The organism is Pseudoalteromonas sp. SG44-17, assembly GCF_014164235.1.
Lineage (GTDB): Bacteria > Pseudomonadota > Gammaproteobacteria > Enterobacterales > Alteromonadaceae > Pseudoalteromonas > Pseudoalteromonas rhizosphaerae.
Genome location: NZ_JACJEV010000025.1, coordinates 40,260 through 64,001, shown reverse-complemented (window position 1 = coordinate 64,001; position 23,742 = coordinate 40,260). Strand labels below are relative to the sequence as shown.

At 39.7% G+C, this 23,742-nt stretch carries 21 protein-coding genes and 1 other RNA gene; 11 read left to right on the top strand and 11 right to left on the bottom strand.

Annotation, left to right across the window (positions count from 1 at the left end):
• Window positions 1-518 precede the first annotated feature (518 nt).
• The 7 genes from petA to H5182_RS16225 all read left to right on the top strand — a co-directional run bounded on the left by petA (window position 519) and on the right by H5182_RS16225 (window position 9,638).
• Window positions 519-1,109, top strand: coding sequence for a ubiquinol-cytochrome c reductase iron-sulfur subunit (gene petA, locus H5182_RS16255; RefSeq protein ID WP_145236799.1), 591 nt, complete (start codon window positions 519-521; stop codon window positions 1,107-1,109).
• A complete protein-coding gene (locus tag H5182_RS16250; protein WP_145236803.1) occupies window positions 1,109-2,374 on the top strand; it encodes a cytochrome b N-terminal domain-containing protein in 1,266 nt (421 codons plus the stop codon). The genes petA and H5182_RS16250 overlap by 1 nt, the downstream gene beginning before the upstream one ends.
• Complete coding sequence (locus H5182_RS16245; RefSeq protein WP_145236807.1) at window positions 2,371-3,114, top strand: cytochrome c1; 744 nt, start codon at window positions 2,371-2,373, stop codon at window positions 3,112-3,114. Before H5182_RS16250 ends, H5182_RS16245 begins: the two co-directional genes overlap by 4 nt.
• Before the next feature lie 79 nt (window positions 3,115-3,193).
• The gene (sspA, locus tag H5182_RS16240) at window positions 3,194-3,820 is read left to right on the top strand and encodes a stringent starvation protein SspA (RefSeq protein WP_064667929.1); all 627 of its coding nucleotides are present in this window, start codon (window positions 3,194-3,196) and stop codon (window positions 3,818-3,820) included.
• The gene (locus tag H5182_RS16235) at window positions 3,820-4,260 is read left to right on the top strand and encodes a ClpXP protease specificity-enhancing factor (RefSeq protein WP_145236812.1); all 441 of its coding nucleotides are present in this window, start codon (window positions 3,820-3,822) and stop codon (window positions 4,258-4,260) included. The genes sspA and H5182_RS16235 overlap by 1 nt, the downstream gene beginning before the upstream one ends.
• 442 nt (window positions 4,261-4,702) lie before the next feature.
• Window positions 4,703-6,256 carry a PAS domain-containing methyl-accepting chemotaxis protein gene (locus H5182_RS16230; RefSeq protein ID WP_145236816.1) on the top strand — a complete coding sequence of 518 codons (1,554 nt, stop codon included), beginning with the start codon at window positions 4,703-4,705 and terminating at the stop codon, window positions 6,254-6,256.
• An 85-nt stretch (window positions 6,257-6,341) separates the two neighbouring features.
• Complete coding sequence (locus H5182_RS16225) at window positions 6,342-9,638, top strand: EAL domain-containing protein (RefSeq protein WP_182760327.1); 3,297 nt, start codon at window positions 6,342-6,344, stop codon at window positions 9,636-9,638.
• A 191-nt stretch (window positions 9,639-9,829) separates the two neighbouring features.
• Here H5182_RS16225 and dolP read toward each other — a convergent pair whose 3' ends face one another.
• From dolP to H5182_RS16205, 4 genes are read right to left on the bottom strand one after another with little or no spacing between them, the layout of a single operon-like run.
• Window positions 9,830-10,396, bottom strand: coding sequence for a division/outer membrane stress-associated lipid-binding lipoprotein (gene dolP / locus H5182_RS16220; RefSeq protein WP_145236822.1), 567 nt, complete (start codon window positions 10,394-10,396; stop codon window positions 9,830-9,832).
• A complete protein-coding gene (locus tag H5182_RS16215) occupies window positions 10,396-10,983 on the bottom strand; it encodes an SIS domain-containing protein (RefSeq protein ID WP_145236825.1) in 588 nt (195 codons plus the stop codon). Before H5182_RS16215 ends, dolP begins: the two co-directional genes overlap by 1 nt.
• A gap of 1 nt (window position 10,984) precedes the next feature.
• Window positions 10,985-11,356 carry a YraN family protein gene (locus H5182_RS16210; protein ID WP_145236829.1) on the bottom strand — a complete coding sequence of 124 codons (372 nt, stop codon included), beginning with the start codon at window positions 11,354-11,356 and terminating at the stop codon, window positions 10,985-10,987.
• 40 nt (window positions 11,357-11,396) lie between these two features.
• Window positions 11,397-13,274: a penicillin-binding protein activator gene (locus tag H5182_RS16205; protein WP_182731660.1), complete on the bottom strand. Its 1,878-nt coding sequence runs from the start codon at window positions 13,272-13,274 to the stop codon at window positions 11,397-11,399.
• 61 nt (window positions 13,275-13,335) lie between these two features.
• Between H5182_RS16205 and rsmI the strand changes: the two genes are divergently transcribed.
• The 3 genes from rsmI (at window position 13,336) to H5182_RS16190 (ending at window position 15,326) form a co-directional block, all read left to right on the top strand.
• Window positions 13,336-14,193: a 16S rRNA (cytidine(1402)-2'-O)-methyltransferase gene (gene rsmI / locus H5182_RS16200; protein ID WP_182760326.1), complete on the top strand. Its 858-nt coding sequence runs from the start codon at window positions 13,336-13,338 to the stop codon at window positions 14,191-14,193.
• Between the two features lie 43 nt (window positions 14,194-14,236).
• Window positions 14,237-14,601: RNase P RNA component class A (gene rnpB, locus H5182_RS16195), an RNA gene on the top strand.
• Between the two features lie 182 nt (window positions 14,602-14,783).
• On the top strand, window positions 14,784-15,326 hold the full coding sequence (locus H5182_RS16190) for a hypothetical protein (RefSeq protein ID WP_182731654.1): 543 nt from the start codon (window positions 14,784-14,786) through the stop codon (window positions 15,324-15,326).
• Here H5182_RS16190 and H5182_RS16185 read toward each other — a convergent pair.
• The 7 genes from H5182_RS16185 to H5182_RS16155 form a co-directional block, all read right to left on the bottom strand.
• The gene (locus H5182_RS16185; protein ID WP_182760325.1) at window positions 15,323-16,912 is read right to left on the bottom strand and encodes an MASE1 domain-containing protein; all 1,590 of its coding nucleotides are present in this window, start codon (window positions 16,910-16,912) and stop codon (window positions 15,323-15,325) included. The two genes, H5182_RS16190 and H5182_RS16185, sit on opposite strands and share 4 nt — an antisense overlap.
• Window positions 16,899-17,528 (bottom strand): response regulator transcription factor, encoded by a 630-nt coding sequence (locus H5182_RS16180; RefSeq protein ID WP_182760324.1) that lies wholly within the window; start codon window positions 17,526-17,528, stop codon window positions 16,899-16,901. The genes H5182_RS16185 and H5182_RS16180 overlap by 14 nt, the downstream gene beginning before the upstream one ends.
• A 153-nt stretch (window positions 17,529-17,681) precedes the next feature.
• The gene (locus H5182_RS16175) at window positions 17,682-18,350 is read right to left on the bottom strand and encodes a YoaK family protein (protein WP_182760323.1); all 669 of its coding nucleotides are present in this window, start codon (window positions 18,348-18,350) and stop codon (window positions 17,682-17,684) included.
• A gap of 120 nt (window positions 18,351-18,470) precedes the next feature.
• Window positions 18,471-21,569 carry an EAL domain-containing protein gene (locus tag H5182_RS16170; protein WP_220497101.1) on the bottom strand — a complete coding sequence of 1,033 codons (3,099 nt, stop codon included), beginning with the start codon at window positions 21,567-21,569 and terminating at the stop codon, window positions 18,471-18,473.
• 135 nt (window positions 21,570-21,704) lie between these two features.
• The gene (locus tag H5182_RS16165) at window positions 21,705-21,962 is read right to left on the bottom strand and encodes a hypothetical protein (RefSeq protein WP_182731650.1); all 258 of its coding nucleotides are present in this window, start codon (window positions 21,960-21,962) and stop codon (window positions 21,705-21,707) included.
• Window positions 21,962-22,411 (bottom strand): hypothetical protein, encoded by a 450-nt coding sequence (locus tag H5182_RS16160; protein WP_182731649.1) that lies wholly within the window; start codon window positions 22,409-22,411, stop codon window positions 21,962-21,964. Before H5182_RS16160 ends, H5182_RS16165 begins: the two co-directional genes overlap by 1 nt.
• Window positions 22,412-22,417: 6 nt before the next feature.
• A complete protein-coding gene (locus tag H5182_RS16155) occupies window positions 22,418-22,762 on the bottom strand; it encodes a DUF883 domain-containing protein (protein WP_182731648.1) in 345 nt (114 codons plus the stop codon).
• 506 nt (window positions 22,763-23,268) lie between these two features.
• On the opposite strand from H5182_RS16155, the gene mraZ reads away from it, so the two are divergent.
• Window positions 23,269-23,727: a division/cell wall cluster transcriptional repressor MraZ gene (gene mraZ, locus H5182_RS16150; protein ID WP_145236856.1), complete on the top strand. Its 459-nt coding sequence runs from the start codon at window positions 23,269-23,271 to the stop codon at window positions 23,725-23,727.
• The last annotated feature ends 15 nt before the right edge of the window (window positions 23,728-23,742 follow it).

Sequence of the window (23,742 nt, the reverse complement as noted above, 5' to 3'; positions counted from 1 at the left end):
CTCGCAAACTCGCAAACTCGCAAACTCGCACTTTTTATCAGACATAAGCAAACTCGCACTTTTTATCAGACATAAGCAAACTCGTATCAAATATGCGGCTAATAATTAACCTGCTACTGCCTTTGTTGCGTATAACTTTAAAAAAAGTTCAATAATTATCGTAATAAGTGTAAATCCGTCAGTTAATTGATGAATTTTTTTGCTACAATTGTCTGGCAAGTAATGTGAGTGAGTTCAACAGCACCATGTGCAGTTAATCTGCTTCCTTTTAGTGAGGTTGATCTTGGTCAGTATATTGTTTTTGTAAAAGTCATATCATAAAACGGCTCTATGCTCGAGCTAACTTAGTCAATTAGTTGATAAAGTCGGGATTATTCGAGCATGAGGCTGTTAATAACCTTGTTTTAATCAAGGGTTTTAATTATGATCGCTTCTATTTTAAAATTTCGAAAAATTAACCTGCTGTAACTGATGTTCTCAATATAGCAAGTGTTGAGAATCATAGTGGAGATAAGTGGATGAGCAATGCGCCTGTAGACAATGGCCGACGTCGCTTTTTAACCATAGCTACCTCTGTTGTAGGTGGTGTTGGTGCGGCTGGGGCTGCTGTTCCTTTTATTGCGTCTTGGAATCCAAGTGAGCGAGCTAAATCTGCGGGTGCGCCTGTAGAAGTAGATATCAGCAAACTTGAGCCGGGACAATTAATACGTGTCGAGTGGCGTGGTAAACCTGTATGGGTTGTATCACGGACCCCTAAAATGCTTGAGCAGATGAAAGAACACGAAGGTCAACTTCGTGATCCGCAATCGCAAGAGCCACAACAATTAGAATCATCAACAAATGATTACCGTTCATTACGCCCTGAGATATTTCTCGCGGTAGGTATTTGTACGCATTTAGGGTGTTCACCTGGCTTTTTCCAAGGTAATTTTGGTGAAAAGGTTGAGGGAACAGATGATGGTTTCTACTGTCCATGTCACGGTTCTAAATTTGATATGGCTGGCCGTGTATTTAAATCGGTACCTGCCCCGTTAAACTTAGAAATACCACCTTACACATTTCTTGATGAAACCACTATATTAGTGGGCGAAGAAAAAGGGGTAGCCTAATGTTCGGTAAAATTATTGGTTGGATAGACGACCGTATCCCAATGACACGTGTTTGGAACATGCATATTGCACAGTATCCAGCACCGAAAAACTTTAACTTCTGGTATTTCTTTGGCTCATTGGCCATGTTAGTACTAGTAAACCAAATTCTTACCGGGATTTGGTTAACGATGAACTTTGTTCCGTCTTCTGAGGGCGCATTCGCTTCAGTAGAATACATCATGCGTGATGTAGAATACGGCTGGTTACTACGTTATTTGCACTCAACAGGTGCATCAGCGTTTTTCATCGTTGTATATATGCATATGTTCCGTGGCATGATCTACGGTTCTTACCAAAAACCACGTGAATTACTGTGGTTATTCGGTATGTTTATCTTCTTAGCGTTAATGGCTGAAGCATTCATGGGTTACTTATTACCATGGGGTCAAATGTCATTCTGGGGTGCACAGGTAATCATTTCACTATTCGGGGCTATTCCGGTTATTGGTGATGACTTAACACTTTGGATCCGTGGTGATTATGTAATATCAGGTGCAACGCTTAACCGCTTCTTTGCATTACATGTTATTGCTTTACCATTGGTTATCGTAATTTTAGTATTCTTACACATTGTGGCACTGCACGAAGTGGGTTCAAACAACCCTGACGGCGTTGAGATCAAGCGTAAGAAAGGCTCTGTTGCTGAAGAAGATAAGCCTAAATTTAAATTCCATGAGTATTACACTGACAAGAAAGATATTGTTGATGCGATTCCGTTCCATCCTTATTACACAGTAAAAGATATTGTGGGTGTGGTTGGTTTCTTAATCTTGTTCTGTTGGGTGGTGTTCTTTATGCCTGCTATGAATGGTTTCTTCCTTGAAGGACCAAACTTTGAAGCGGCAAATCCACTTAAAACACCAGCACATATTTTCCCAGTTTGGTACTTTACGCCATTCTATGCAATCTTACGTGCAATCCCAGATAAACTAATTGGTGTTGCTGCGATGGGTGCATCGATTGTAGTGCTGGCGTTATTACCTTGGCTTGACCGTGGTACGGTTAAATCGGTTCGCTACCGTTGTGGCTTCCATAAATGGAACATTGCAGGGTTTGTTGTTACTTTCGTACTACTTGGTTGGGTGGGTGCAACTCCACAAACTGACTTTAAAACGATTGTCTCGCAAATCTGTACTGTGACTTACTTTATGTTCTTCGTGCTGTTGTTTGTATACAGTAAGAATGAAAAAACTAAGCCATTGCCTGAGAGGTTAACGAAATGATGAAAAAGCTTATTATCGGTTTATTTGCTTTATCAATAAACGTATTGCCGGCAATGGCGGCAGGTCCATCGGTTCCATTAATGGAAGCCGGTAATGACCTAACTGATCAGCCTTCGTTGCAACGTGGTGCAAAGTTGTTCATGAACTACTGTCTTGGTTGTCACCAAATGCAGTATCAGCGTTATGAGCGTACTTTCCGTGATATCGGTATTCCAACAGCCGTTGGCCTTGAACAGTTAATTTTTGACGGTTCAAAAGTTGGTAGCCATATCACTAACGCAATTACTAAAGATGATGCAGCAAAATGGTTTGGTGCGGCTCCGCCGGATCTAACTCTAATTGCACGTGTAAAATCTCCGGATTATATTTACACGTACTTAAAGTCATTTTATAAAGATGAATCTCGTCCGTTTGGGGTAAACAATATTGTTTTCCCACTGGTAGGTATGCCTCACGTTCTGCAAGAGCTACAAGGTTTACCAACACCTATTACTGAAGAAGTCGAAGAACATGGTCACACTGTGACTAAAGTTATTGGTACTGAAACAGATGGAACAGGCGAAATGAGTGTAGACGAGTACGATCAAGCGGCTCGTGACTTAACTAACTTCCTTGAGTACGTGGGTGAACCTTCACGTCTTGAATCAGAAGCGTTAGGTATCAAGGTTATCGGATTCTTAGTTATCCTATTTATCTTGGCATTCATGCTGAAGAAAGAATACTGGAGAGATGTTCATTAATTTTGAACATATTTAAAGGTAATTTTGCAATAGGGGCTTAAGCCCCTTTTGCTGTTTTTGTTATTTAATGGAGGTAGGCATGGCCGTAGCTGCCAATAAGCGCCCTGTAATGACCCTTTTTTCTGGTGCTAACTGTATGTATAGCCATCAAGTACGCATTGTACTTGCTGAAAAAGGCGTAAGTGTAGATATTCATCTGGCTGAAAAGGATAACCTGCCAGAAGCACTTCATGAAATTAACCCTTACGGTACAGTGCCAACACTGATTGACCGTGAGCTTGGTTTATATCAGGCAAACATCATCATGGAATACCTTGATGAACGTTTTCCTCACCCTCCACTAATGCCTGTTTATCCGGTAATGCGTGGCCGCAGCCGTTTAATGATGCATCGCATCGACACAGATTGGTACAGCCTTGCTGCTAAAATTTATGCTAATGGTGCAGAGTCTGCACAAGCGCGTAAAGAACTAACAGAAGCTTTACTTGCTGTTTCAGCAATCTTTACTGAAGCTCCTTACTTTATGAGTGAAGAGTTTAGTTTAGTTGATTGTTACTTAGCACCATTACTATGGCGTTTACCAGAGCTTGGTATTGAGCTAACTGGTGCAGGTTCTAAAGAGATGAAAGAATATATGATCCGTTTATTTGAGCGTGAATCATTCCAAGCTTCTCTTACTGAAACTGAGCGCGAGATCCGTTTGTAATGACGCCTAATCGTCCTTATTTACTTCGTGCTTTCTTTGATTGGATTGTTGATAATCAGTGTACACCGCATTTAGTGGTTAATGCTGATTTTCCAGCCGTGCAAATACCAACACAGTTTGTTCAAGATGGACAAATTGTGTTGAATATTAGCCCATCAGCTGTCACACAATTCTCAATGGATAATCAGCAGTTAAGCTTTAGTGCCCGCTTTGGTGGTCAGCCAATGCAAGTATACGTGCCAATTGGTGCCGTGCTTGCGATCTATGCCCGCGAAAACGGTGAAGGCACTGTGTTTACTGCAGATGAGTTTTTAGAAGATGAAGACGAGTTTGCAGCTGAGTTAGAAAGTGTTGATATCGCAGATGAGTTATTACCTGACGAGCCAGCTCCTTCTAAGCCTGAAAAGAAAAAAGGCTCACACTTACGTGTTATTAAGTAATATGTAATTGTTTGATAAAAACCGCTGATTAAGCGGTTTTTTTATGCGCGCAATAAGCACGCATATTAATGGTATGCAGGGAGCAAATACGTGGTTTAAATTTGTATTAGCAACGTTAATTTGACCACCTAATTAGATATTTTTATGAGGTTCTGCTGTAAAACAAGCAGCACTGTGAACTGATACATTACCTAACTTGAGCCTAAGTGGCATCACACGATATAAAATAATTATAAAGTAAAAATGCAACAACTAGCTTTAATTAAAAGTGTACCGATTAATTATTCAGTTTGCTCTTGTGTTTTCTATAATTCAGTATTATTTCCTAGTGCTTATTTTCTTATTAGTATAATATTATGATAATTTCATAATCTTTCACAATCCTTTGTAATCTTTCACAATTCTTTATAATTCCAACAATTTTAATAATTAGGTATATACGATGCGTAGTAACCTGCCTGTTACGACTAAAGAAAAAACATTCAATAATAATATTAAGTTAATTACAGTAACAGATACTCAAGGCAACATTCTTGAATGTAATGAAGCTTTTATTGAAATCAGCGGGTTTAAAAAAGCAGAGTTAATAGGTCAGCCTCATAACATAGTAAGGCATCCTGATATGCCTTCAGAAGCATTTAAAACAATGTGGTCTTATCTAAAATTGGGTAAACCATGGATGGGGCTTGTAAAAAACCGCTGTAAAAATGGCGATTATTATTGGGTCGATGCTTATGTTACACCCATAACACAAGACAATAAGATTGTTGGCTATGAGTCAGTTCGTTCTTGTCCATCACGACAGGCGGTTGCTCGGGCTACGCAGCTTTATCGTGATATCAACAAAGGTAAAAGCCAGAAAATGCATTTACCAGTGTCTTTAGAAAATTTATTGCTAACTTTTTCAATTATTATTTGCGCAATATTATTTTTAGCTGGTTATGCAAGATTGTCCGAAGGTATTTTGTTTACATCAGTTGTTATTTTTGCCATTTGGGTTTCTATAGTTAAAAAGAAAACTCTCAATGCGCTTAATAATATGCTTTCTCACTCATTTTCGGATCCTCTTGCAGTCAAAAGCTATACCGATGATGCTGGTGATTTAGGAAAGCTTAAAGTTGCTATTTTAAGTCAACTTGCTCATTTAGGGACGATTATAACTCGTATCGAAAGTTCTGCGCTGGTTGTTGCTAAGGAATCTGAGAAAGGTGCTGAACTGACTGATAAAACAAGAAGAGATATTGAAAGTCAGCAGTTAGAAACTATGCAAGTTGCTACAGCAATGAATGAAATGTCTACCGCTATTGCTGAAGTATCGAAACATGTGAGTGATACTGCATCACAAGCTGACAAAGCCAATGAGCTGACTTTAAAAGGCTCTGAAATAGCCAATATTACCCATAATTCTATTCAAAAACTGCAGCTTACGGTTGAGCAAATTAGTAGTTCAGTACGAGGTGTTTCAGAACAAACAGCACGAATAGCTAATGCGGCTCAAATAATTGAACAAATTGCTGATCAAACTAACCTACTAGCTTTGAATGCTGCAATTGAAGCCGCTCGTGCGGGTGAACAAGGCCGTGGTTTTGCTGTCGTAGCAGACGAAGTTAGAAGTCTAGCTCAGCGTACCCAAGAATCAACTAAAGAAATCTACGGTATTGTTAGCGAATTAACGCAGCGTGCAAGTGACGCGGTAGAAATAGCTGATGCAGGGGCTATTGATGCAAAAGATGGTCTTTCTCATGTTATTGAGAGCAGTAAAATGCTAAATGGTGTAACCGAGTCTGTAGGTCAAATTGCTTCTATGTCTACTCAAATGGCTGCAGCAGTTGAAGAGCAATCCCATGTTGCTGAAGATATCAATCGTCAAATTGTAAATATTTCTGCACTTGCAGATACGAGTACTGAAAGCTCCAATAAGTTATCAGAAACTATTATCTATCTTAATAAGATAGCTGATGAGCTGCATGAACTCGTTGTTCGCTTCAAACAATAAAGTAAAAAATTTATCAAAAGCCATTTCTTAATTATGTATGTTGATATTGATATGAAACTAATGAGTAAAAAACTTGGAGAAGTAAATGAGCGCACCTGATTACCCCGCTGATGAATCTGCTCGCTTAAATGCTTTAAAACACACAGGTTTACTTGATTCGCTTGCTGAGGAGCGATTTGATCGTATCACGCGATTAACTGCACATTTTTTTAATGTAAAAATATGCTTAGTTTCTTTGGTCGATAGTGACAGGCAGTGGTTTAAATCAAAGGTTGGATTGGATGTTTGTCAAACTGGGCGTGAAATCTCTTTTTGCGGGCATGCAATTTTACAGCCGGATGTTTTTGTTGTTACCGATACAATAAAAGATTCTCGTTTTTCGACAAATCAGCTAGTAACACATGAACCTCATATTCGTTTTTATGCAGGCGCACCAGTACGCGAGTCCAGTGGGCAACCAATAGGTACGTTATGCATTATTGATGTTGTGCCCCGTGATTTTTCAAGTGATGAAAAGCAAATGCTACGTGAATTCGCTGATATGGTGGAGCATGAAATTACTCGGCTAGACCAGGAGGTTTTTAAGCAACAATTACATTCTACTATGAAAAAAAAGGCATCAATTTTAGCTACGTTGCCAGATATGGTGTTTGTGATTGACCGAGAATACCGTTTTATATCATGTAATGAACACCCTGATTTACCGATACCTCAGCATGAAATTATTGGCCACACTATTAATGATCTAATGCCTAATGAGCTAGGCTGTCAACTTATAAGCAAAGTTGAACAGGCTTTTAATGCAGATGATGCTATTCATCAAAATAATACATTTACTACTAAGTCAAACAGGTCGTTTGAAGTTCGTTACAAAAAGATTGATAAAAATGAGGTATTACTCGTTATTCGTAATATCACAGAACAATTACTCGCAAGCGAAGAGTTACGACGCCTTTCAGAGGTTGTCAGACAAACAACAAACGGAGTTATAATCACCGATAAAAGTGGTTTAGTTGTTTGGATAAATGAAGCTTTTACTGCTATTTCGGGTTTCAAATTAGATGATATCTCAGGAAAAAAACCAGGTGAGTTGTTGCAAGGGCTAGATACAGATCCTGAGACAATAAATGAAATGAGACATGCTATTAGCGCAGTCAAGGGGTTTAACGTCGATGTGCTAAATTACTCCAAAAATAAAAAGCCTTATTGGATAAGAATAGCATGTAATCCACTGTTAGATAATGAGGGCAGGCATTCAGGTTATATTGCAATACAGACTGACATAACAAAAGAAAAGCTAGATGAACAGGTTATTCATAACAGTCAAAATTTACTTAAAACTGTTATTGATGCAAACAAGATTGGTACATGGCATTTAAATATTCAAACTAGCGAGTTACTCATTAATGACAATTGGGCTGATTTATTAGGTTATAAGCTTGCTGAGTTGCTTCCATTAAGTCGTTTTAGCTGGGAGAAGCTAACTCATCCTGATGACCTTCATTATTGTTTATTTCAACTTGAAAAACATGTTTCTGGTCAGCTCCCGAGCTATGAAGCTAACATGCGGATGAAGCACAAAAATGGTGATTGGATTTGGATCAATACCCGTGGAAAGATATCCTCTCGCACTGATGATGGTAAAGCAGAGTGGTTGCTAGGTACGCATTTTGATATTAATGATCAAATCAAAGCTGAAAGCTCTCTCGATGAAAAATCAAAACAAATGGTCGCCGTCGTAGAAAGTATGCTTGATGGTGTTATTACTATCGATAGTATGGGGGTAGTGCTCACATTTAACCAAGCCGCAAAGGAAATTTTTGGTTATAGTGATAATGAAGTTATAGGTAACAATATTAGCATGCTAATGGGTTCACCGCACCGCGAGCACCATAATCACTATTTAAAAAAATATATAAACAATGGGAATAGTGATATTACTGGGCGCATTCGAGAGCTTGATGCATTGCACAAAAATGGCGCTACCTTTCCTATTGAGCTAGGTGTTGTCGAGGTGAAAAATGCTGGTGAGATCAACTTTATTGGTATTATTCGCGACATTACTCAACGTAAAAAACGTGAACAGGAAATACATAAGCTAGCGTTTTATGATTCACTTACTATGTTACCAAACCGTCGTTTGTTACTTGATAGATTGCAAAATACTATTTCCCATTGTGCTCGAAGCTGCAATTTCGCTGCAGTCTTATTTTTAGATTTAGACAACTTTAAAAATTTAAACGACAGTGCTGGACATAATAAAGGGGATTTATTGTTATGTAAGGTGGCTAATCGATTAGTTAAAGCAATAAACCATGGGGATACTGTGTCTCGGCTCGGTGGTGATGAATTTGTTATTATTGCTGCTGATCTGGGGGATGATGAAAAAGAGGCTGCTAATCAAGCTGAATCGATTGCTCAAAAAATTATGACCCGCTTAGCGCAAGAGTTTAATCTTGATGGTTTAACATATAATAGTTCAGCAAGTATTGGTGTAACTATGTTTAATAAAGCAAACACATCAACAGAGGAGCTACTCAAGCAAGCAGACTTAGCTATGTATAAGGCAAAAGATGCTGGTCGTAATGGGGTGCAATTCTTTGACCCTCAGATGCAGATTGCTGTTAGCTCAAGACTTACTCTTATCGGTGACTTACACGAAGCGGTAAATCAACAGCAATTCACTTTGTTTTACCAAAAGCAGATTAACCAATACCAACAAGTTGTTGGTGTTGAAGCACTATTGCGTTGGGTTCATCCTATAAAGGGCATTATTTCACCTGCGGACTTTATTCCATTGGCAGAGGATACTGGGCTTATAGTGCCTATAGGTGAGTGGGTATTGCAACAAGCATGTGAAACATTAGCAAAATGGGCAAAAACTCCTGCTAAAGCTAGTTTTACCGTTGCAGTTAATATTAGTGTTGTACAGTTTAGTAAAAAAGACTTTGTTCAGGTAGTTCTCAAGGCACTTAATAGCTCAAAAGCTAATCCAGGGCGTCTAAAGTTAGAAATCACCGAATCTCTCTTAGCAAATAATATATCCGATGTTAAAGCTAAGATGCGAGAGCTAAAGCAGTATGGGATTACATTTTCAATTGATGACTTTGGTACGGGTTATTCGTCTTTGTCTTACCTAAAGAAACTGCCTTTGGATCAGTTGAAAATAGATCAGAGTTTTGTCCGTGATATTATTAATAGTCTTAATGATAAAGCGATTGCTCAGGCTGTTATAACACTAGCTAGTTCAATGGATTTAGAAGTAATAGCTGAAGGGGTTGAAACAGAAGCACAACGGTTATTATTACAGAGCATGGGCTGCAATGCCTATCAGGGTTATCTGTTTGGTAAACCATGTATATTTGAAGAAATACAATTTTAATATTTTATTGTAGCAATAATGCGACTTAAATAGAGGGCATCGCGTTGTGGGCTTTTTTAGTAAAACCAAGGGCTAGCGATTTTATACGATATTTATTTGTGACGAAGGCTGAATTAAGTTTCAGCTACGGGTGATTAAAATGGAGAGACCGTGTTAACCTAATGGCAAACACGGCTGAAAATTCTTTATCTTTATAAGTACTCAAATACCTTAATAACGCGTTCTACACCCGAAACATTACGTGCAACGCTTACAGCGGTGTTTGCTTCTGCATCTGATACTAAGCCCATTAAAAATACTTCGCCATTCTCAGTTACTACTTTGATGTTGTTGCTACTGATGTTGTCGGTGGTAAGTAATTGTGTTTTTACTTTCGACGTTAGCCAAGAATCATGAGTCTGGGTGCTCATGCTAATGTTAGAGCCAATACGAATTTGGTTATGTATTTTGCGTATAGCAGGTAAGCCCTCAATCGTACGCTGAGCCTCGTCTTTCATTTCTTGAGTTGCAACCTGGCCTATTAACAATACAATGCCGTTAACGCTAATCACGCTGATATTGGCATGATCAGCAAGGCGAGGTACATCGTTTATTGCGACCCCAGCTTTGATTTCGATATTACTATCATCGATTTGCGAACCAAGAGTACGACGATCGTTGGCTGCGGTAACGGCACCAGCGGTACCTGCAACAACTGCAGCAGCGCAGCCTTGTAATAATAGTACTGTACTAATAACAATTAGAGATTGTTTCAACATTAGCTTTCTTCCTGTGGGAATAGGGTCAAGTCGACGAGTTCACTCAAACAGTGAAGATTAACCAAGTGAGATTCTATGATGCGGCTCGGACGTTTTGACGGAACACGAATTTCGACATCATTGGCGCCGAGTAAACCTACTAGCTCACCGCCATCATCACCAACCATAACAATAACTTTCATATCTTTGGTGAGTGCGGCTTCGACTGCCGATATGATGTTTTTTTCGTTGCCATTAATTGCTAAGACCAATAGTAAATCGCCTTGTTGAGCAAACGCTCGTATTTGCCGCGCAAAAGTTTCTTGGTCGTCACTTTGGGTGCTTTGACCAAGATTGATATGTTCTTGTGACAGCGCGATTGCCGGTAAACAAGGACGTTCTGTTTCGTAGTAGTTGATCAATATACCGGCCATATGCTGAGCAAGCATATGACAGCTCGCAGTACCGCAACAAATCAATTTATTACCATTGATTAGGCTTTGCGCTATGGTAAATGCAGCGGCTTCTAGGGCGCTTGGGAGTACTTCGCCGGCGGCTATTTGCACCTGAATGCTTTCAGTAAAAATCTCTTTTATAGTATCTTGCATATTAAAATACGTTTTTTATCCAATTAAGTTGTTGCGATGTGCCGCCTGTTATTGCGACAAAGTCGATTCTTATTGCTTGATCACTAAGCTTTTTGGTTGCTAAATAATGGTAAATAGAGCGCTTTAAACGTTCTTGCTTTTGTTTACCTAAAGCGTGGATTGCTCCACCCTTAACATAGCTACTGCGAAATTTCACTTCCACAAACACTAGCGTGTTGCCATCGCGCATTATTACATCTAGCTCCCCGTAGGGGCAGTTATAGTTTCGCTCTAACGGGATCAGCCCTTGCGTTACTAAGTATTTTTGCGCTTGTAGCTCGTAATACTGGCCTTTCTCTCGGCTATTTTGCCACAGTTGTTTAAACCACGACATCACAACATCCTTGTTTTATATTGTTTTATATTGCTTTTAGCTACTCACTGTTTGACCGGCTGGTAGCTGATTGCATAAATAATGGTAACGGTGCTGATGTTGCTAGCTGCACCGCCTGGATTTGTCTATTTTTGTATTGCGCCCAATTAAGTTGGCGATTTATTTGCCCATCACTGGTAATGCTTAATTGACCGGTTAAGCCATTAAACCGCTTACCGGGAAGCATACTCAATTGTGTGATACTACTTAACATAGCAACCGAATCATAGGCCATCGCAAATAAACGCTGACTTATATCAGCCTGTTCTGGCCACAGCGAGTTATATTGCTGACGCAAGGCATGATCTTTGACTTGTCCACTGAGCATCCATGGTAACTCGGTAAAATACAAACCATCGAGATCGCCTTTATCGGTGCTATCGATTTGCTTGCTATGACTTTTTGAGCTGGCATACAGAGGAATGCGATCAGCAAAGGTACTCACATTTACATCTAAATAAGGTTTAATCAAGCGAGTTTCGATAGCATCACCGAGAATATAAATAACATCAATATCACGACGAGAGCGGGTTTCGCTTTCTACTTCTTGTTTAAATAATGACTTAACGGTCGCAATACGTTCTTTTGATTTATCAACTTCTAACAGGTTAATAATGGTGGTTGGCATATCTTTTTTATCATTATAAAGACCAACTTCTGGTGTGGTTTCACTATAGCGTTGCCATTGTCGGTTAAATAAATCCACTAAGCGCTGGCCTGAACTATTATTTGGCGCAAGCAGCATAGGTTTTTGATAACCAACCGTTAAAAAGTGCTCAAGTGCTTGCTGTATTTCGTGTTCAGGATTAAGCGCAAAGAAGTAATGCTGTGGAGACTGGCGCTCACCATCAAAGGTATTTAAGTGCAAAACTGGGTAATCTTGTAATGCTTTGCTTGCAACTAGCTTATCAATGTTCGCTTTGAGTAACGGCCCAATTATAAAGTTTGGTTTAATTTCGAGTAATTTTGCAGAAAGCTCAGCAGAGCTAAGCATTTCATCAATAAAAATGGTTTCATCAATAGATGAGTTATCTAGTGCTGCTAACACGCCAGCTTTTAAGGCATCACCTAGGCGTTCATTAGCACCTGATTGGGGTAATAAAACAACTAAACGTTCAATATTCAGTGGCTCAGCAGTAATTAGATCCGCAGCCTTTTTTGGTAATACCGCGATTGCCGGATGGCCTGAATAACGGCGCTGCCAATTATTAATTGCTTGGTCAAGTTCTACAGGGGCACCTAAGTAAACTTTATGATATAAAGCTAAATTTACCCAACCTTGCTGTATCACTGAGCCGCGGTTAAAGCGTTCAAGGGCATAAGATGAAAGCTGCTGAAGGTTCTGCCATAACGCACTATTTAATTGTGGGATCGTTAAGTTCTTTTTACTTGCGGTTTCAGAAGCGCGAAAAAAATATGGCATCGCTTGTTTTGGTAAATTTTGTGATGCGTAAATACTGGCGGTTAAATATTGATGCCAAGCAAAATGCTCCGGTTGAGTCAATTGGCTGTCTAAACTGGCTAGCATCTCAAGTGCGAGGGTATTCTTGTTTTGTTGCATTTGCGCAAAAGCGGTATAGAGTTTATTTTGCACTTGGTCTACGCTAGGTGTGCGTTCTAATTCAGTACTAATTTGCTCTAACAGTGGCCATTGTTGCTCTACAATCGCAGCATCACGCGCACTATAAAGAAGTTGGATTTTGTCAGCGCCTAGGCGATTTAAGGCTAGTTGGTACATAGATTGTGCGTCAGTCGCTTGAATTTGTGATGCGCTATTAGCTGAACTGAGGTTTTCACTGGTTTTAGTCGGTTTTTCGGTTGTACTACAGGCCGATAACCCTGACAATATGATTAATAGACTAACAAGTTTAAGTCGCACAATGATTTCCCAATACGTTAACGCGATTTGCTTATATTACTGACTGACGCAGGAGACCTCAATGTTAAATGAGGAGAATTCACAGAAAATCGGCACTCTTTACATTGTAGCCACCCCAATCGGCAATTATGACGACTTAAGTCAGCGTGCAATCGCGACTTTATCGCAAGTTGACTTAATCGCTGCTGAAGACACGCGCCATACCGGTAAGTTGCTTAGTCACTTTGGTATTAAAGCTAAAACCTTTGCTTTGCACGACCATAATGAAAAGCAAAAAGCGCAACAAATTATTGATCAACTTAATCAAGGTTTAAATATAGCATTAGTTTCGGATGCAGGCACACCGCTAATTAGTGACCCTGGTTATGCGGTTGTTAATTTATGCCGAGAGCAGGGCGCACATGTCACACCCATACCAGGAGCATGCGCCGCCATAACAGCTGTATGTTGTTCAGGTTTACCAACAGATCGTTTTCAGTTTATTGGTTTTACCCCAGCAAAAAGCAAAGCTCGCCAAGACTTTTTTATTGAAGCGGTTAATTCCAATATAACCAGCATTATGTACGAAAGTACTCATCGCATCATGGCAAGTTTAGATGACTTGGAGATAGCGCTTGGTAGTGAGCAACAAGTGGTGTTTGCTAAAGAGTTGACCAAAACCTTTGAAACATTTTTTAATGGCACAGTAAGTGAACTTAAACAGTTTTTAACCGACGATCCAACCAAACAGCGCGGCGAAATAGTGCTAATGTTGCCTGGTAATCCAAAGCAGGTTGATGATATTCCGACAGAAGCACGTAAAATGTTGGCGTTACTTGAGAATGAAATGCCAATGAAAAAAGCCTGCGGTATAGTGGCCGATTATTTTGGCATGAAGAAAAATGCCCTTTATAAAACAATTATTGACGAAAAAGGCTAAATCTTTACTGCACATACAATCCAGCTCAGGTATACTGCGCGCCGAGTCAGCCAAGATGATCGCTGCCTGCAACGAAAATGCGCAGGGGGAGGAAAGTCCGGGCTCCATAGGGCAGGGTGCCAGCTAACGGCTGGGGGGCGTGAGCCTACGACAAGTGCAGCAGAGAGGAGACCGCCAATCTTCGGATTGGTAAGGGTGAAAGGGTGCGGTAAGAGCGCACCGGGCCACTAGCAATAGTTGGTTGCAAGGTAAACTCCACCCGGAGCAAGACCAAATAGGGTTCCTTATGGCGTGGCCCACGTTGGAACCGGGTAGGTTGCTTGAGCCATAGAGCGATTTATGGCCTAGACGAATGATTATCACTTTCTTCGGAAAGGACAGAACCCGGCTTATACGGCTGACTCACTCATTCAATAAAAAAGCCCGCAGTTAACGCTGCGGGCTTTTTTGTGCTTGAAATATACGCTCTAAATCCAAACTAGGCACAAATGCTATAAGCCATTTTCTTAGTCGTAATAAGAAAAACGATGATATTAACCTCTTTCATTAGCGCCTAACCTATTGCTTTATTGCTAGTTTAGGGAATTAGAATGAGCGTGATCGAGGGCAGTACAAGGGAGTTTGGCAATACAACGGTGCTATTACATAGCTTAGGTTCATCATGCTACCGCATCGAGTGGTATAGCAAGATGACTGGGGCATCAACCAGCTTGACGCGGATCAAACTAGGAAAATATTTAGTGCTCCGTAAATGGGCATCAGCGCTTAATATACAGGATGTGTCCAGTGAGTTTGATCGGCGTAATAGTGCACTTATTCACTTTTTGAATAATGTCGATATTGTGAAGTCTAAAGACGATTTGATACTTGCAGCAAAACAGCACTGCGTTAATCTTTTCACTAATTATGAAGGCTTAAAGCCAATCAATAAAGTCACTTTTCCTAAGCCTCGGCTGCAAGGTGCTATTGGCAAAAAAGTGGTTATAAAATCAAAAGTCGGGGATAAGGAAATTGCTCAAGGATTGCTATTACAGTTAGTCGGTAATCAAGCTGAAGTGCAAGTACCTGCTAACGATAATGAGGCGATACAGGTAAGGAAAAAGTTTTATTCCAAGCAAGTTTATATTCGCTAGCGGACTTGTTCATCAGCTGATATGGGGAATGTTGCATTAATGGTGAAGCCTTGCTCGTTTGAGAATGAGCATTGGCCGCCAAGAGCAGTCACGCGTTCATCAATGAAAGCGAGACCATAACCACCCGAGTGTGAGGCGGTTGTCGCGACATTGCCATTATCCTGAATAATTAACGTGATCAGATCCGAGTTGGAATCTAAACTAATTACCAACTCAGATGCACAGCTGTGCTTGATGCAATTGGTGATTGCTTCTTGGCAAATTCGATAGATCGCAATTTGATGTTCATCTCTAATTGCTTCGTTTATGCATAAATGTGTTATATACCTAACTTTTTCTTTATGCATCAAGCTTTTAAACTTCCCTTGTGAAAGTGCTTTTGCTAAGCCTAATTCATCAAGCTCACGCGGACGCAGATAATGCATCAGGTGATAGACTGAATCATACATTGAATTAGCATTTTGTTTTAACGTAGTCACAATCGCGCTGACGCTTTGATCCGTCATACTGGTTAAAACGGCAAGATCGGTTTTAAATGCAGTCAGGTTTTGCCCTAATTCATCATGAAGCTCTTGTGATAAATGCTTCCTCTCACTTTCTTGTACATTCACCATTTTGATAGCCAGTTGTTGGTTTTTTTCTAATTGCGCCCTAAGTTCAATGTTTGTCAGTGTTAGCATATTATTTTTTTGTCGCAGCTCTGCTGCTGCCGCACCGAGTAATAAACTCGTTGCGGCATTGGTCAGAATAAACAATTGGCTAATATAAGTATTAGTTGCATCTTGTGTGATGCTTGCTTCTAATATTATTAAGCCATTTGCTGCTGCTGCGCCAAATATAGCGCCTGTAATACCAAAGTGATATGAAAACCAAATAATTGGTAGTAGGGAAGCCAAGCGTAATAGTGAGTAGATATCAGGGCGCAGCAGATAAATCGACAGCATTAATAGGGTAAAAACAGTGACTGTGATAATTAGTTTAACTCCGCCCTCTAGGCTAAAGGCTCGGTGATAACTGTTAGCACACAAAATAATAAAAGGTGTGATAAACAAGCTGCCAGTTAAATCACCTAAAGTCATATTTAACTGATATTGCAGTAGTTGTTTACCTTCTAACCAAGTTGTGAACTCAAAAGAGCTGGCAAACAAAAACCATTTTGATGCTGCCGCTAAGCTTGCTAGTAAAATAAGCGAAAGCACACCTTTACTATCTTTTATCGTTGGTGGCCAACGGCTATGTTTAAAAGCGAAGACAATGGCTAAATAGATAGCCTCTTGCCACGCACCATGCAATAAATTTAAATGCCATTGCTGGGTATAAAAAGAACCTAAATACGCTGCATAGAGTCGTGATGCTAACCATATTATTGGCCAATAGCGTGTTGGGAACATAATAACAAAAGCCAGTTTAATACCTGCGGGGAGAAATATAGCACTACTTTGTGGGACGGTTTCTAAATGGTTACTTACCCATGTAGAGGCACACAACGCGATTAAGTAAGCAACGCAAACCGCGCATTGCTTAGCTGCACCTAGTAATATGTTTGTAGTGGAAGGTGTGGCAGTGATAAACCTAGGCCAACTCATTAAGTTGAATAACCCCGATATCAATGGCAACTTTTAATAGTTCAAATGAAGTTGTTGCGTTTAGTTTATTACAAATATTTGTTTTATGTACGTGAGCGGTTTTCGGCATCATGCCAAGCTGTTGAGCAACCTGTTTGGCATTTAAGCCTTTGGCAAAAAGTGGTAGAGCCTCTATTTCTCTATTTGTTAAAAGGTCTTTTTTATCAGAAACACAGGTGTAGTTGAAGTTAACGTCTTCACTGATGTAGCGATGGCCGCGCATTACTGTTTTTACCGCATCAATCATAGCGTCTGAAGCTGAGCGCTTAGACACATAACCAAGCGCCCCGAGTTGTATTGCATTACTGACGTACGGTTCATGGTCATGCATAGAAGCTACAATGGTTTTTATTTCTGGGTAATGCTCATTTAAGTATGATAGAAAAGTCAGGCCAGTTTCACCTTCGTGCATTGAAATATCAACGATAAAGACATCTGGCTGGTCAATATTTACTGCTAACTTTGCATCGTTCACTGAGCAAGCTTCAATTGTTACTTGCCAGTTTAACTCGAGCTCAAGTAGTTTTTTAAAACTATCTCGAACTAACTGATGATCTTCAATGATACCAATCCGCATAAATCCCTCCATTTTCAGGAATTATACATCTAAATCAATTTATTATGTCTAAGAATTATTCCTAGTGAAATTACCTGTCGATTCTTAAGATGAACGTTAATGTAGGTTTGTAGCAATGATGTACTGCAAAAGAGGTGTTAACCGTGCAAAAGGCTAAGTCTTGTTACTATTAATCGCTTTAAACACTGAGTAGCTAACGGCTAATACTAGGCAGATGGTGGCGGGGATAAAGAGGGCATTAAATTTATAAAACTGGAATGCATAAGCACCTAATGTACCACCGCAAATGAATCCTGAGATGATCAGTAAAAACAACAGTGCTTTGCGTTTATCAAAGGGTTCGCCTCTTAATTTAGCGCCAAGCATTAGCCCAAGATCAGTAAAGATACCGGTAACATGGGTGGTGCGAATAACTGCGCCGCTGTAAGTGGTGGCTAACGCATTTTGTAAGCCGCAGGCTGCAGATGCTAAATAGTGCCCGTTTACAGAGTCATTCGATAAAAAATACACTGAGCTTGCTAACAGCATGGCTTCAAATAACAGCAAGCTACTGTAGTTATGGCCGAGTTTTAATGCACCACTTTGCAAAAAAGCGCCGGAGATCGCCGCACCAGCTAAAAAACTCAGTAGGATAAGAGCTAAGTGTAATACATCAGTAACGGGGGAGGTAACAAGGCTTGTGCCAAGGAGTGTTGCAGTGCCTGATAGATGTGAAATTGATTGATGTTTGAATCCTAGTAACCCTATCGAATTAACAAGCCCAGCAACAAGCGCAAGTAAAAACGATCCATATTCTACCCAACGAGGCAATTTTGAAATCACGGCTAACAGTTAATTTAATAAAATCTGTTTGGTAACCTATCAGTTCGTTATTTATTAAACAATAGCTAGCTAAGTTTTCAGTGCATAGTGTGTGCTGGATCTGTATTTAGTCTTTCGTATTTAGGTCGTTGTTGTGGATTGATTGCTTACTAGCGCTAAAAATTCCTGTTCGGGTAATGGCTTTGCAAACAAATAGCCTTGGCCATAATCACACCCTATATCAAGTAATAATTGCTGCTGCTCTGGTGTTTCAATGCCTTCGGCAATCACTTTTAAACCAAATTGATGTGCCATAGTGATAATTGCTTTGCATAACGCCAGATCTTGATTGTCGGCTTGAATGTTATCAACAAAACATTTATCAATTTTTAAATAATCTGCGTCCATTTGTTGCAAGTAGGCAAGCGATGAATAGCCGGTGCCAAAGTCATCTAAAGCGAGTTCCATACCGGATTTTACCAGCGCTTTCAGACGTTGTTGAGTGAGTTGCTCTGGTGCGATCATTAACCCTTCGGTGATCTCGCTAACAATTGCACTCGGTGGTAAATTGGCGGCTTTTAGCAAGGCTGGCCACTGATCAATACCGCTATCAAGGCAACTAAATTGCACTGGCGAGACATTAATACTAAGTTGAAAGTTGGCATCAACCTGGGCTCGTAAAACCGTTAGCGTTTGTAATGCGCGAGTAAATACAAATTGTCCTAATGGGTTGATATATCTAGACTCTTCGGCTAAAGGTATAAACTCTGCGGGACTAATTACGCCGCGTGTCGGGTGGCGCCAGCGCAATAGTGCTTCTGCTTTATGAATGTGCCCAGAATCTAGGTTAACGATTGCTTGGTAATAAAGATCAAATTGTTTTTGTTCAATGCCATAGCGCATATTTTTGAGTAAATCCATACGCGCTTGTGCTTGCTCACGTAAGTTGTGATTGAAAAACTCAAAACAGTTACGACCATTTTGTTTGGCTTTATACATGGCTTGGTCGGCGGCTTTTAATAACAGCTCTGAGCTATCGCCATCGATTGGTGCAATAGCGATGCCGATGCTGGTTGCTATGTGTAGTTCTTCGCCTTCGAGTATAAATGCTTTTGTCATGGCATTGAGGATATCGTTGGCTACTTTTTTAATGTGTTCTTCAGTGACTAGCTTGGCATGCACAATGACAAATTCGTCGCCACCAATACGTGCAATAAACTCAATATCAACAATTTCTTGTTGCAAACGAATTGCGATCAACTTAAGTAATTCGTCACCATAAAAATGGCCTAAGGTGTCATTTATGTCTTTGAAATGATCAAGATCAAGTAGCATGATCACCAGTGGCTCATTAGGATTTAAGCTGTTGTTGAGGCGCTGATTTAAGCGTTCTTTAAGCTCAATTCGATTAGGTAGATTGGTTAAATGATCATAGTGAGTTTGATGCCATATCAGATCTTCTGCTGCTTTTTTAGCAGTAATATCGGTAAAGATCGCGACTCTGCGCTGCGCTTCAGAATGTTCATTGTATACAGTATCGATAGTAAGCCATTCAGTGAATAACTCGCCATCTTTACGACGGTTAATTATTTCACCTTGCCAACGACCCGTTTTTTGTAACTGTAGCCACATTTCATGATAAAACGCTTTGCTGTGTTTGCCTGAAGCTAAGATAGCGGTGGTATTGCCCAGTATTTCTTTTTTACTGTATTGAGTTACTTCACAAAAAGCTGGGTTAACATCTAAGATAACGCCGTTTGGATCGGTAATAGCCATTCCTTCACTGCTATTTGAGTAGACCAATGAGGCCAGATGAGAGGCTTTTTCAGCGTTCTTTCGCTGGCTGATATCTTGCAACACAATAGTGTACTCGTTGCTATTATGCTTGGCACTGATCCGCGCTTCAAATACTTGCTCGACTTCGCTGTTATTGATTATTAACTCAAATTGGCTAGTTTTATTTTTACAGGGTAAGTTCCTAAGTAACTGTTTACTTTTTTCTTCACCAAGTAGCTCGCGAAGATGTAACTTTGAACGCGTACACACCGGTAAATTTAACTGTGAAATTTGCCCACCTAAGTTCAGTACATCACCGTGAACATTGATCCGAATATAGGTATCAGGCAAAGCGTTTAATAAACTACTTAATTCGTCATGTTGGCGTTTGACACTCGCTTCTGCCGTCAGACGTGTTTGCGCCATCTCTTTAAAATGTTGATAGAGAGTATTCAGCTCTGGGCTATTTAAAGAAAACTGTTTTGGTAATAACCCTTGCGCAAGCTCTTTAATCGTCAGAGTGAGTTGTGCTATGGGCGTTAATACGTTGCGCTTTAATTGGCTATGAGCATATATAGAGAGGCCAATAATCATCAATGTAAATGCAGCTAATGTGATAAAAAATAGTTGGTTGGCAGCTTGAATTGCGTTATTAAATGGCATGACAACATAGACGTTTAGGCTATTTTTAGTTTCATCGGTATACATGGTTTTACTGTGTAAAATGTGATTAATACCTTGCAATTCAATTGTGCTATTGAGCATAGGTAGTTCAGAGCTAAATCCATAGGCGTTAATATTTTCGCCAAACAGCGATGGATCGTTAGGGTAATTTGCAATAATGCGACCGTTGTTGTCGGTTATAACAGCAATGGCATCTTCGGGTAAGTGAGAGTTGGCAAGTATCTGGCTCCACCAATCTAATGTGACAACCGTTACTACCGCCCCATATACTTGTTGCTGCTGATCAATAAGTGGATAAGCAAAATTGAAACTGAGGGAATTGATACTGCGATCTTTTTGAAAATAGCCAATGGCAAAGCTTTTAGTTGCCACAGCATTTTTAAAGTATTCACGATCGGCAATATTAATATTTTCTTTGCGTCCTTGTAATAAACACACCGCATCGCCTTGTATATTGACGATACCAATATTTGCAATTTCAGGTTGAAGTTTTTGTATTTTAGCTAAGTAATAAGGGCAGTCGGTTTGTAATGGCGCGGCAAAATCTTTTAAATCACCAAGTTGAGTGGTAAATGTTTTAATTTTTTTGAGTAGCTCAATTTGCTGCTCAACAAGCTGTTCGGCAACCGTTAAAGCCTGCAGCCGACTCTCTTGGCGCGCCGTTTCTTTAGCATGCCAAAGGCTAAATAAGATCACCAAAATACCTGGTAAGCTCAGTAAGATAAATAAACGATAAAGTCGGTGTTGTAACGATGAGGAAAAAATAACAATACTCTTCATACTGGGCTTTGGCATAAAATTGTAGCCAATTAAGTTGAAAATAACCATATATAATAAAAGGTTATTTATACTTTCTCTAATAAATAATAGAGCAACTACGCAAAAGAGTATGATTGCGCTACGTAAACCTCATTATTATAGTAAACGTAATAACCAGCTAAATTGACTTAGCTTTATTTTTTTGGATGAATTTTGGTTATGACTATTTAGCGCTTGAAAGCCTGCACCTGCCGTAAAGGCACTGGCAATACCGACATTCGATACTGCAAAGCGTTTAAGTCGGTAATTGAAAGCTTGATGATGTTGCTGTTTTAACGCATTGATGCTATTCATTTTTTGACTTAAGTGACGAACTTTATGATTTGGTTTCTTAATAAAATAATCAATTAGCATTATTCACCCCTATTTATATTGAGTAATTGTTTAATGCTGTGCGCAGTTTTATCAAAGCCAATTTTACTGCTGATATAACCAATATTTTTCCACAGCCACATCAAACAAAGCAATTGTAAGCCAATTAGACACACAGCACTGAGCCATATTGATTGACTAAAGGCAAAAATCGCAAAGCCAAGTGTGATCAGCAAACCGGCCCACAACAATACTAAGCCACCGGCAAAACTTACCAGTAAAATAATAGTCAATGCCAAAGAGCGGGTTGATAGTCGCCACTCGGCACTCGCTAATTCTTTACAAATACCTGCCTGTTGGCGATAGTCCTGATAAAGCTGTTCACCGTATTGAGACAATTTAGCAAGATGATCTTGCCACTGATCAGCACTTTGCGGTGCAGGATCAGCGGCTTGATGCTGTTTATCTTTAGGATCGGTATGTGGTTGCATAATCGCTTACTTGCTACGGCGAAATAGTGCAGTTACTAGCATACCGGCTGCAAACGCAATACCAGCTGTAGCAAGCGGATTTTCAGCGGCTAATTGACGAGTTTTACCACTGTATTCAGACAGTTTTTCACGCGCAATTTTTTGCTTTTCAGTCAGAGTTTCAGCTGAGCTTGAAGCACCATGGCGAATATTTTGCTCTGCTGTTGCAGCCTTAGAAGACAGCGAATCAACAGCAAGATGAGCCGCTGAGGTTGCTTTATCTGTTAATGGCGATTCAGTGTGAGCAGCGATGTCATCAACTTTTTTACTGGTTTTTGCAGCTGAATTAGAACTCGATGTTGAAGTAGTCATAGTAATCGTTCCTTAAATATTAAAACTAAATTGTGTAATACTTGTTGCAGCCTTCGTACCACTTCTACAATCTTATTTAATTACTTACAAATCAATGTTTTACTTTTTATTTTTCGAATTGGTTTGTTTGAAATAACAGCGTTTTAAGTAACTATTGCAAAAAGATCGCGTAAATTTTACAAGATCTATTAAGCAGTAATTCGCTACTAATATTTTGTAACTGTTCATTGATTATTCATTAATCATTTAAGTCTGTTTATTTTGTTTTATCTCAGAATAAAATATTTTTTTTGTAGTTATCCACTTTTTCCCACGTAATTCAGTAGCTTTGCGCTAGGCCTTATTTTTTCTGGCTTTAACACGCTATTATAGGTTTTTGCTGACTTGACAAAATAGCTTGTCAAGCCCTAAACTGGAGCACTGTGGTAAAAAGTGGTATTTAGTGGATCAAATTGGATCAAATTAATCAAAACAGATTAATTACAAACTTTTAGAGTAGGCTTTTTATGTTCCGTGGTGCGAGTTCACTGAGTTTGGATGATAAAGGACGATTTGCGGTACCTACTAAGTACCGAGACTCGTTGTTGTCTGAAGATCAGGGGACGGTGATCTGTACTGTCGCACTGAACGAGCCTTGCTTGTGGTTATATCCATTGGCGCAATGGCAGGATATAGAAGATCGCTTAGCTAAAATTTCCAATATGAATCCACGCGCTCGACGCATGCAAAGGATGTTGTTAGGTAATGCAACAGAATACCAATTAGATAAAAATGGTCGAATATTGCTGGCACCGTCGTTACGGTCTCATGCTGATTTAGGCAAAAAAATCATGTTGGTCGGTTTGATGAATAAATTTGAGATCTGGGATGAAGAGCGTTGGCATGAACAAATGCGCCAAGACACCGAAATTGAACGACTCGGTGAGTTTGAATCGACCCCAGACTTAGATAATTTTTCGCTCTGATCACACAATAAAAAG

Excerpts from the sequence above, each read along its gene's own strand:
- petA (WP_145236799.1), top strand. The coding sequence starts at position 519 with ATGAGCAATGCGCCTGTAGACAATGGCCGACGTCGCTTTTTAACCATA.
- H5182_RS16250 (WP_145236803.1), top strand. The coding sequence starts at position 1,109 with ATGTTCGGTAAAATTATTGGTTGGATAGACGACCGTATCCCAATGACA.
- H5182_RS16245 (WP_145236807.1), top strand. The coding sequence starts at position 2,371 with ATGATGAAAAAGCTTATTATCGGTTTATTTGCTTTATCAATAAACGTA.
- sspA (WP_064667929.1), top strand. The coding sequence starts at position 3,194 with ATGGCCGTAGCTGCCAATAAGCGCCCTGTAATGACCCTTTTTTCTGGT.
- H5182_RS16235 (WP_145236812.1), top strand. The coding sequence starts at position 3,820 with ATGACGCCTAATCGTCCTTATTTACTTCGTGCTTTCTTTGATTGGATT.
- H5182_RS16230 (WP_145236816.1), top strand. The coding sequence starts at position 4,703 with ATGCGTAGTAACCTGCCTGTTACGACTAAAGAAAAAACATTCAATAAT.
- H5182_RS16225 (WP_182760327.1), top strand. The coding sequence starts at position 6,342 with ATGAGCGCACCTGATTACCCCGCTGATGAATCTGCTCGCTTAAATGCT.
- dolP (WP_145236822.1), bottom strand. The coding sequence starts at position 10,396 with ATGTTGAAACAATCTCTAATTGTTATTAGTACAGTACTATTATTACAA.
- H5182_RS16215 (WP_145236825.1), bottom strand. The coding sequence starts at position 10,983 with ATGCAAGATACTATAAAAGAGATTTTTACTGAAAGCATTCAGGTGCAA.
- H5182_RS16210 (WP_145236829.1), bottom strand. The coding sequence starts at position 11,356 with ATGTCGTGGTTTAAACAACTGTGGCAAAATAGCCGAGAGAAAGGCCAG.
- rsmI (WP_182760326.1), top strand. The coding sequence starts at position 13,336 with ATGTTAAATGAGGAGAATTCACAGAAAATCGGCACTCTTTACATTGTA.
- H5182_RS16190 (WP_182731654.1), top strand. The coding sequence starts at position 14,784 with ATGAGCGTGATCGAGGGCAGTACAAGGGAGTTTGGCAATACAACGGTG.
- H5182_RS16185 (WP_182760325.1), bottom strand. The coding sequence starts at position 16,912 with ATGAGTTGGCCTAGGTTTATCACTGCCACACCTTCCACTACAAACATA.
- H5182_RS16180 (WP_182760324.1), bottom strand. The coding sequence starts at position 17,528 with ATGCGGATTGGTATCATTGAAGATCATCAGTTAGTTCGAGATAGTTTT.
- H5182_RS16170 (WP_220497101.1), bottom strand. The coding sequence starts at position 21,569 with ATGAAGAGTATTGTTATTTTTTCCTCATCGTTACAACACCGACTTTAT.
- H5182_RS16165 (WP_182731650.1), bottom strand. The coding sequence starts at position 21,962 with ATGCTAATTGATTATTTTATTAAGAAACCAAATCATAAAGTTCGTCAC.
- H5182_RS16160 (WP_182731649.1), bottom strand. The coding sequence starts at position 22,411 with ATGCAACCACATACCGATCCTAAAGATAAACAGCATCAAGCCGCTGAT.
- H5182_RS16155 (WP_182731648.1), bottom strand. The coding sequence starts at position 22,762 with ATGACTACTTCAACATCGAGTTCTAATTCAGCTGCAAAAACCAGTAAA.
- mraZ (WP_145236856.1), top strand. The coding sequence starts at position 23,269 with ATGTTCCGTGGTGCGAGTTCACTGAGTTTGGATGATAAAGGACGATTT.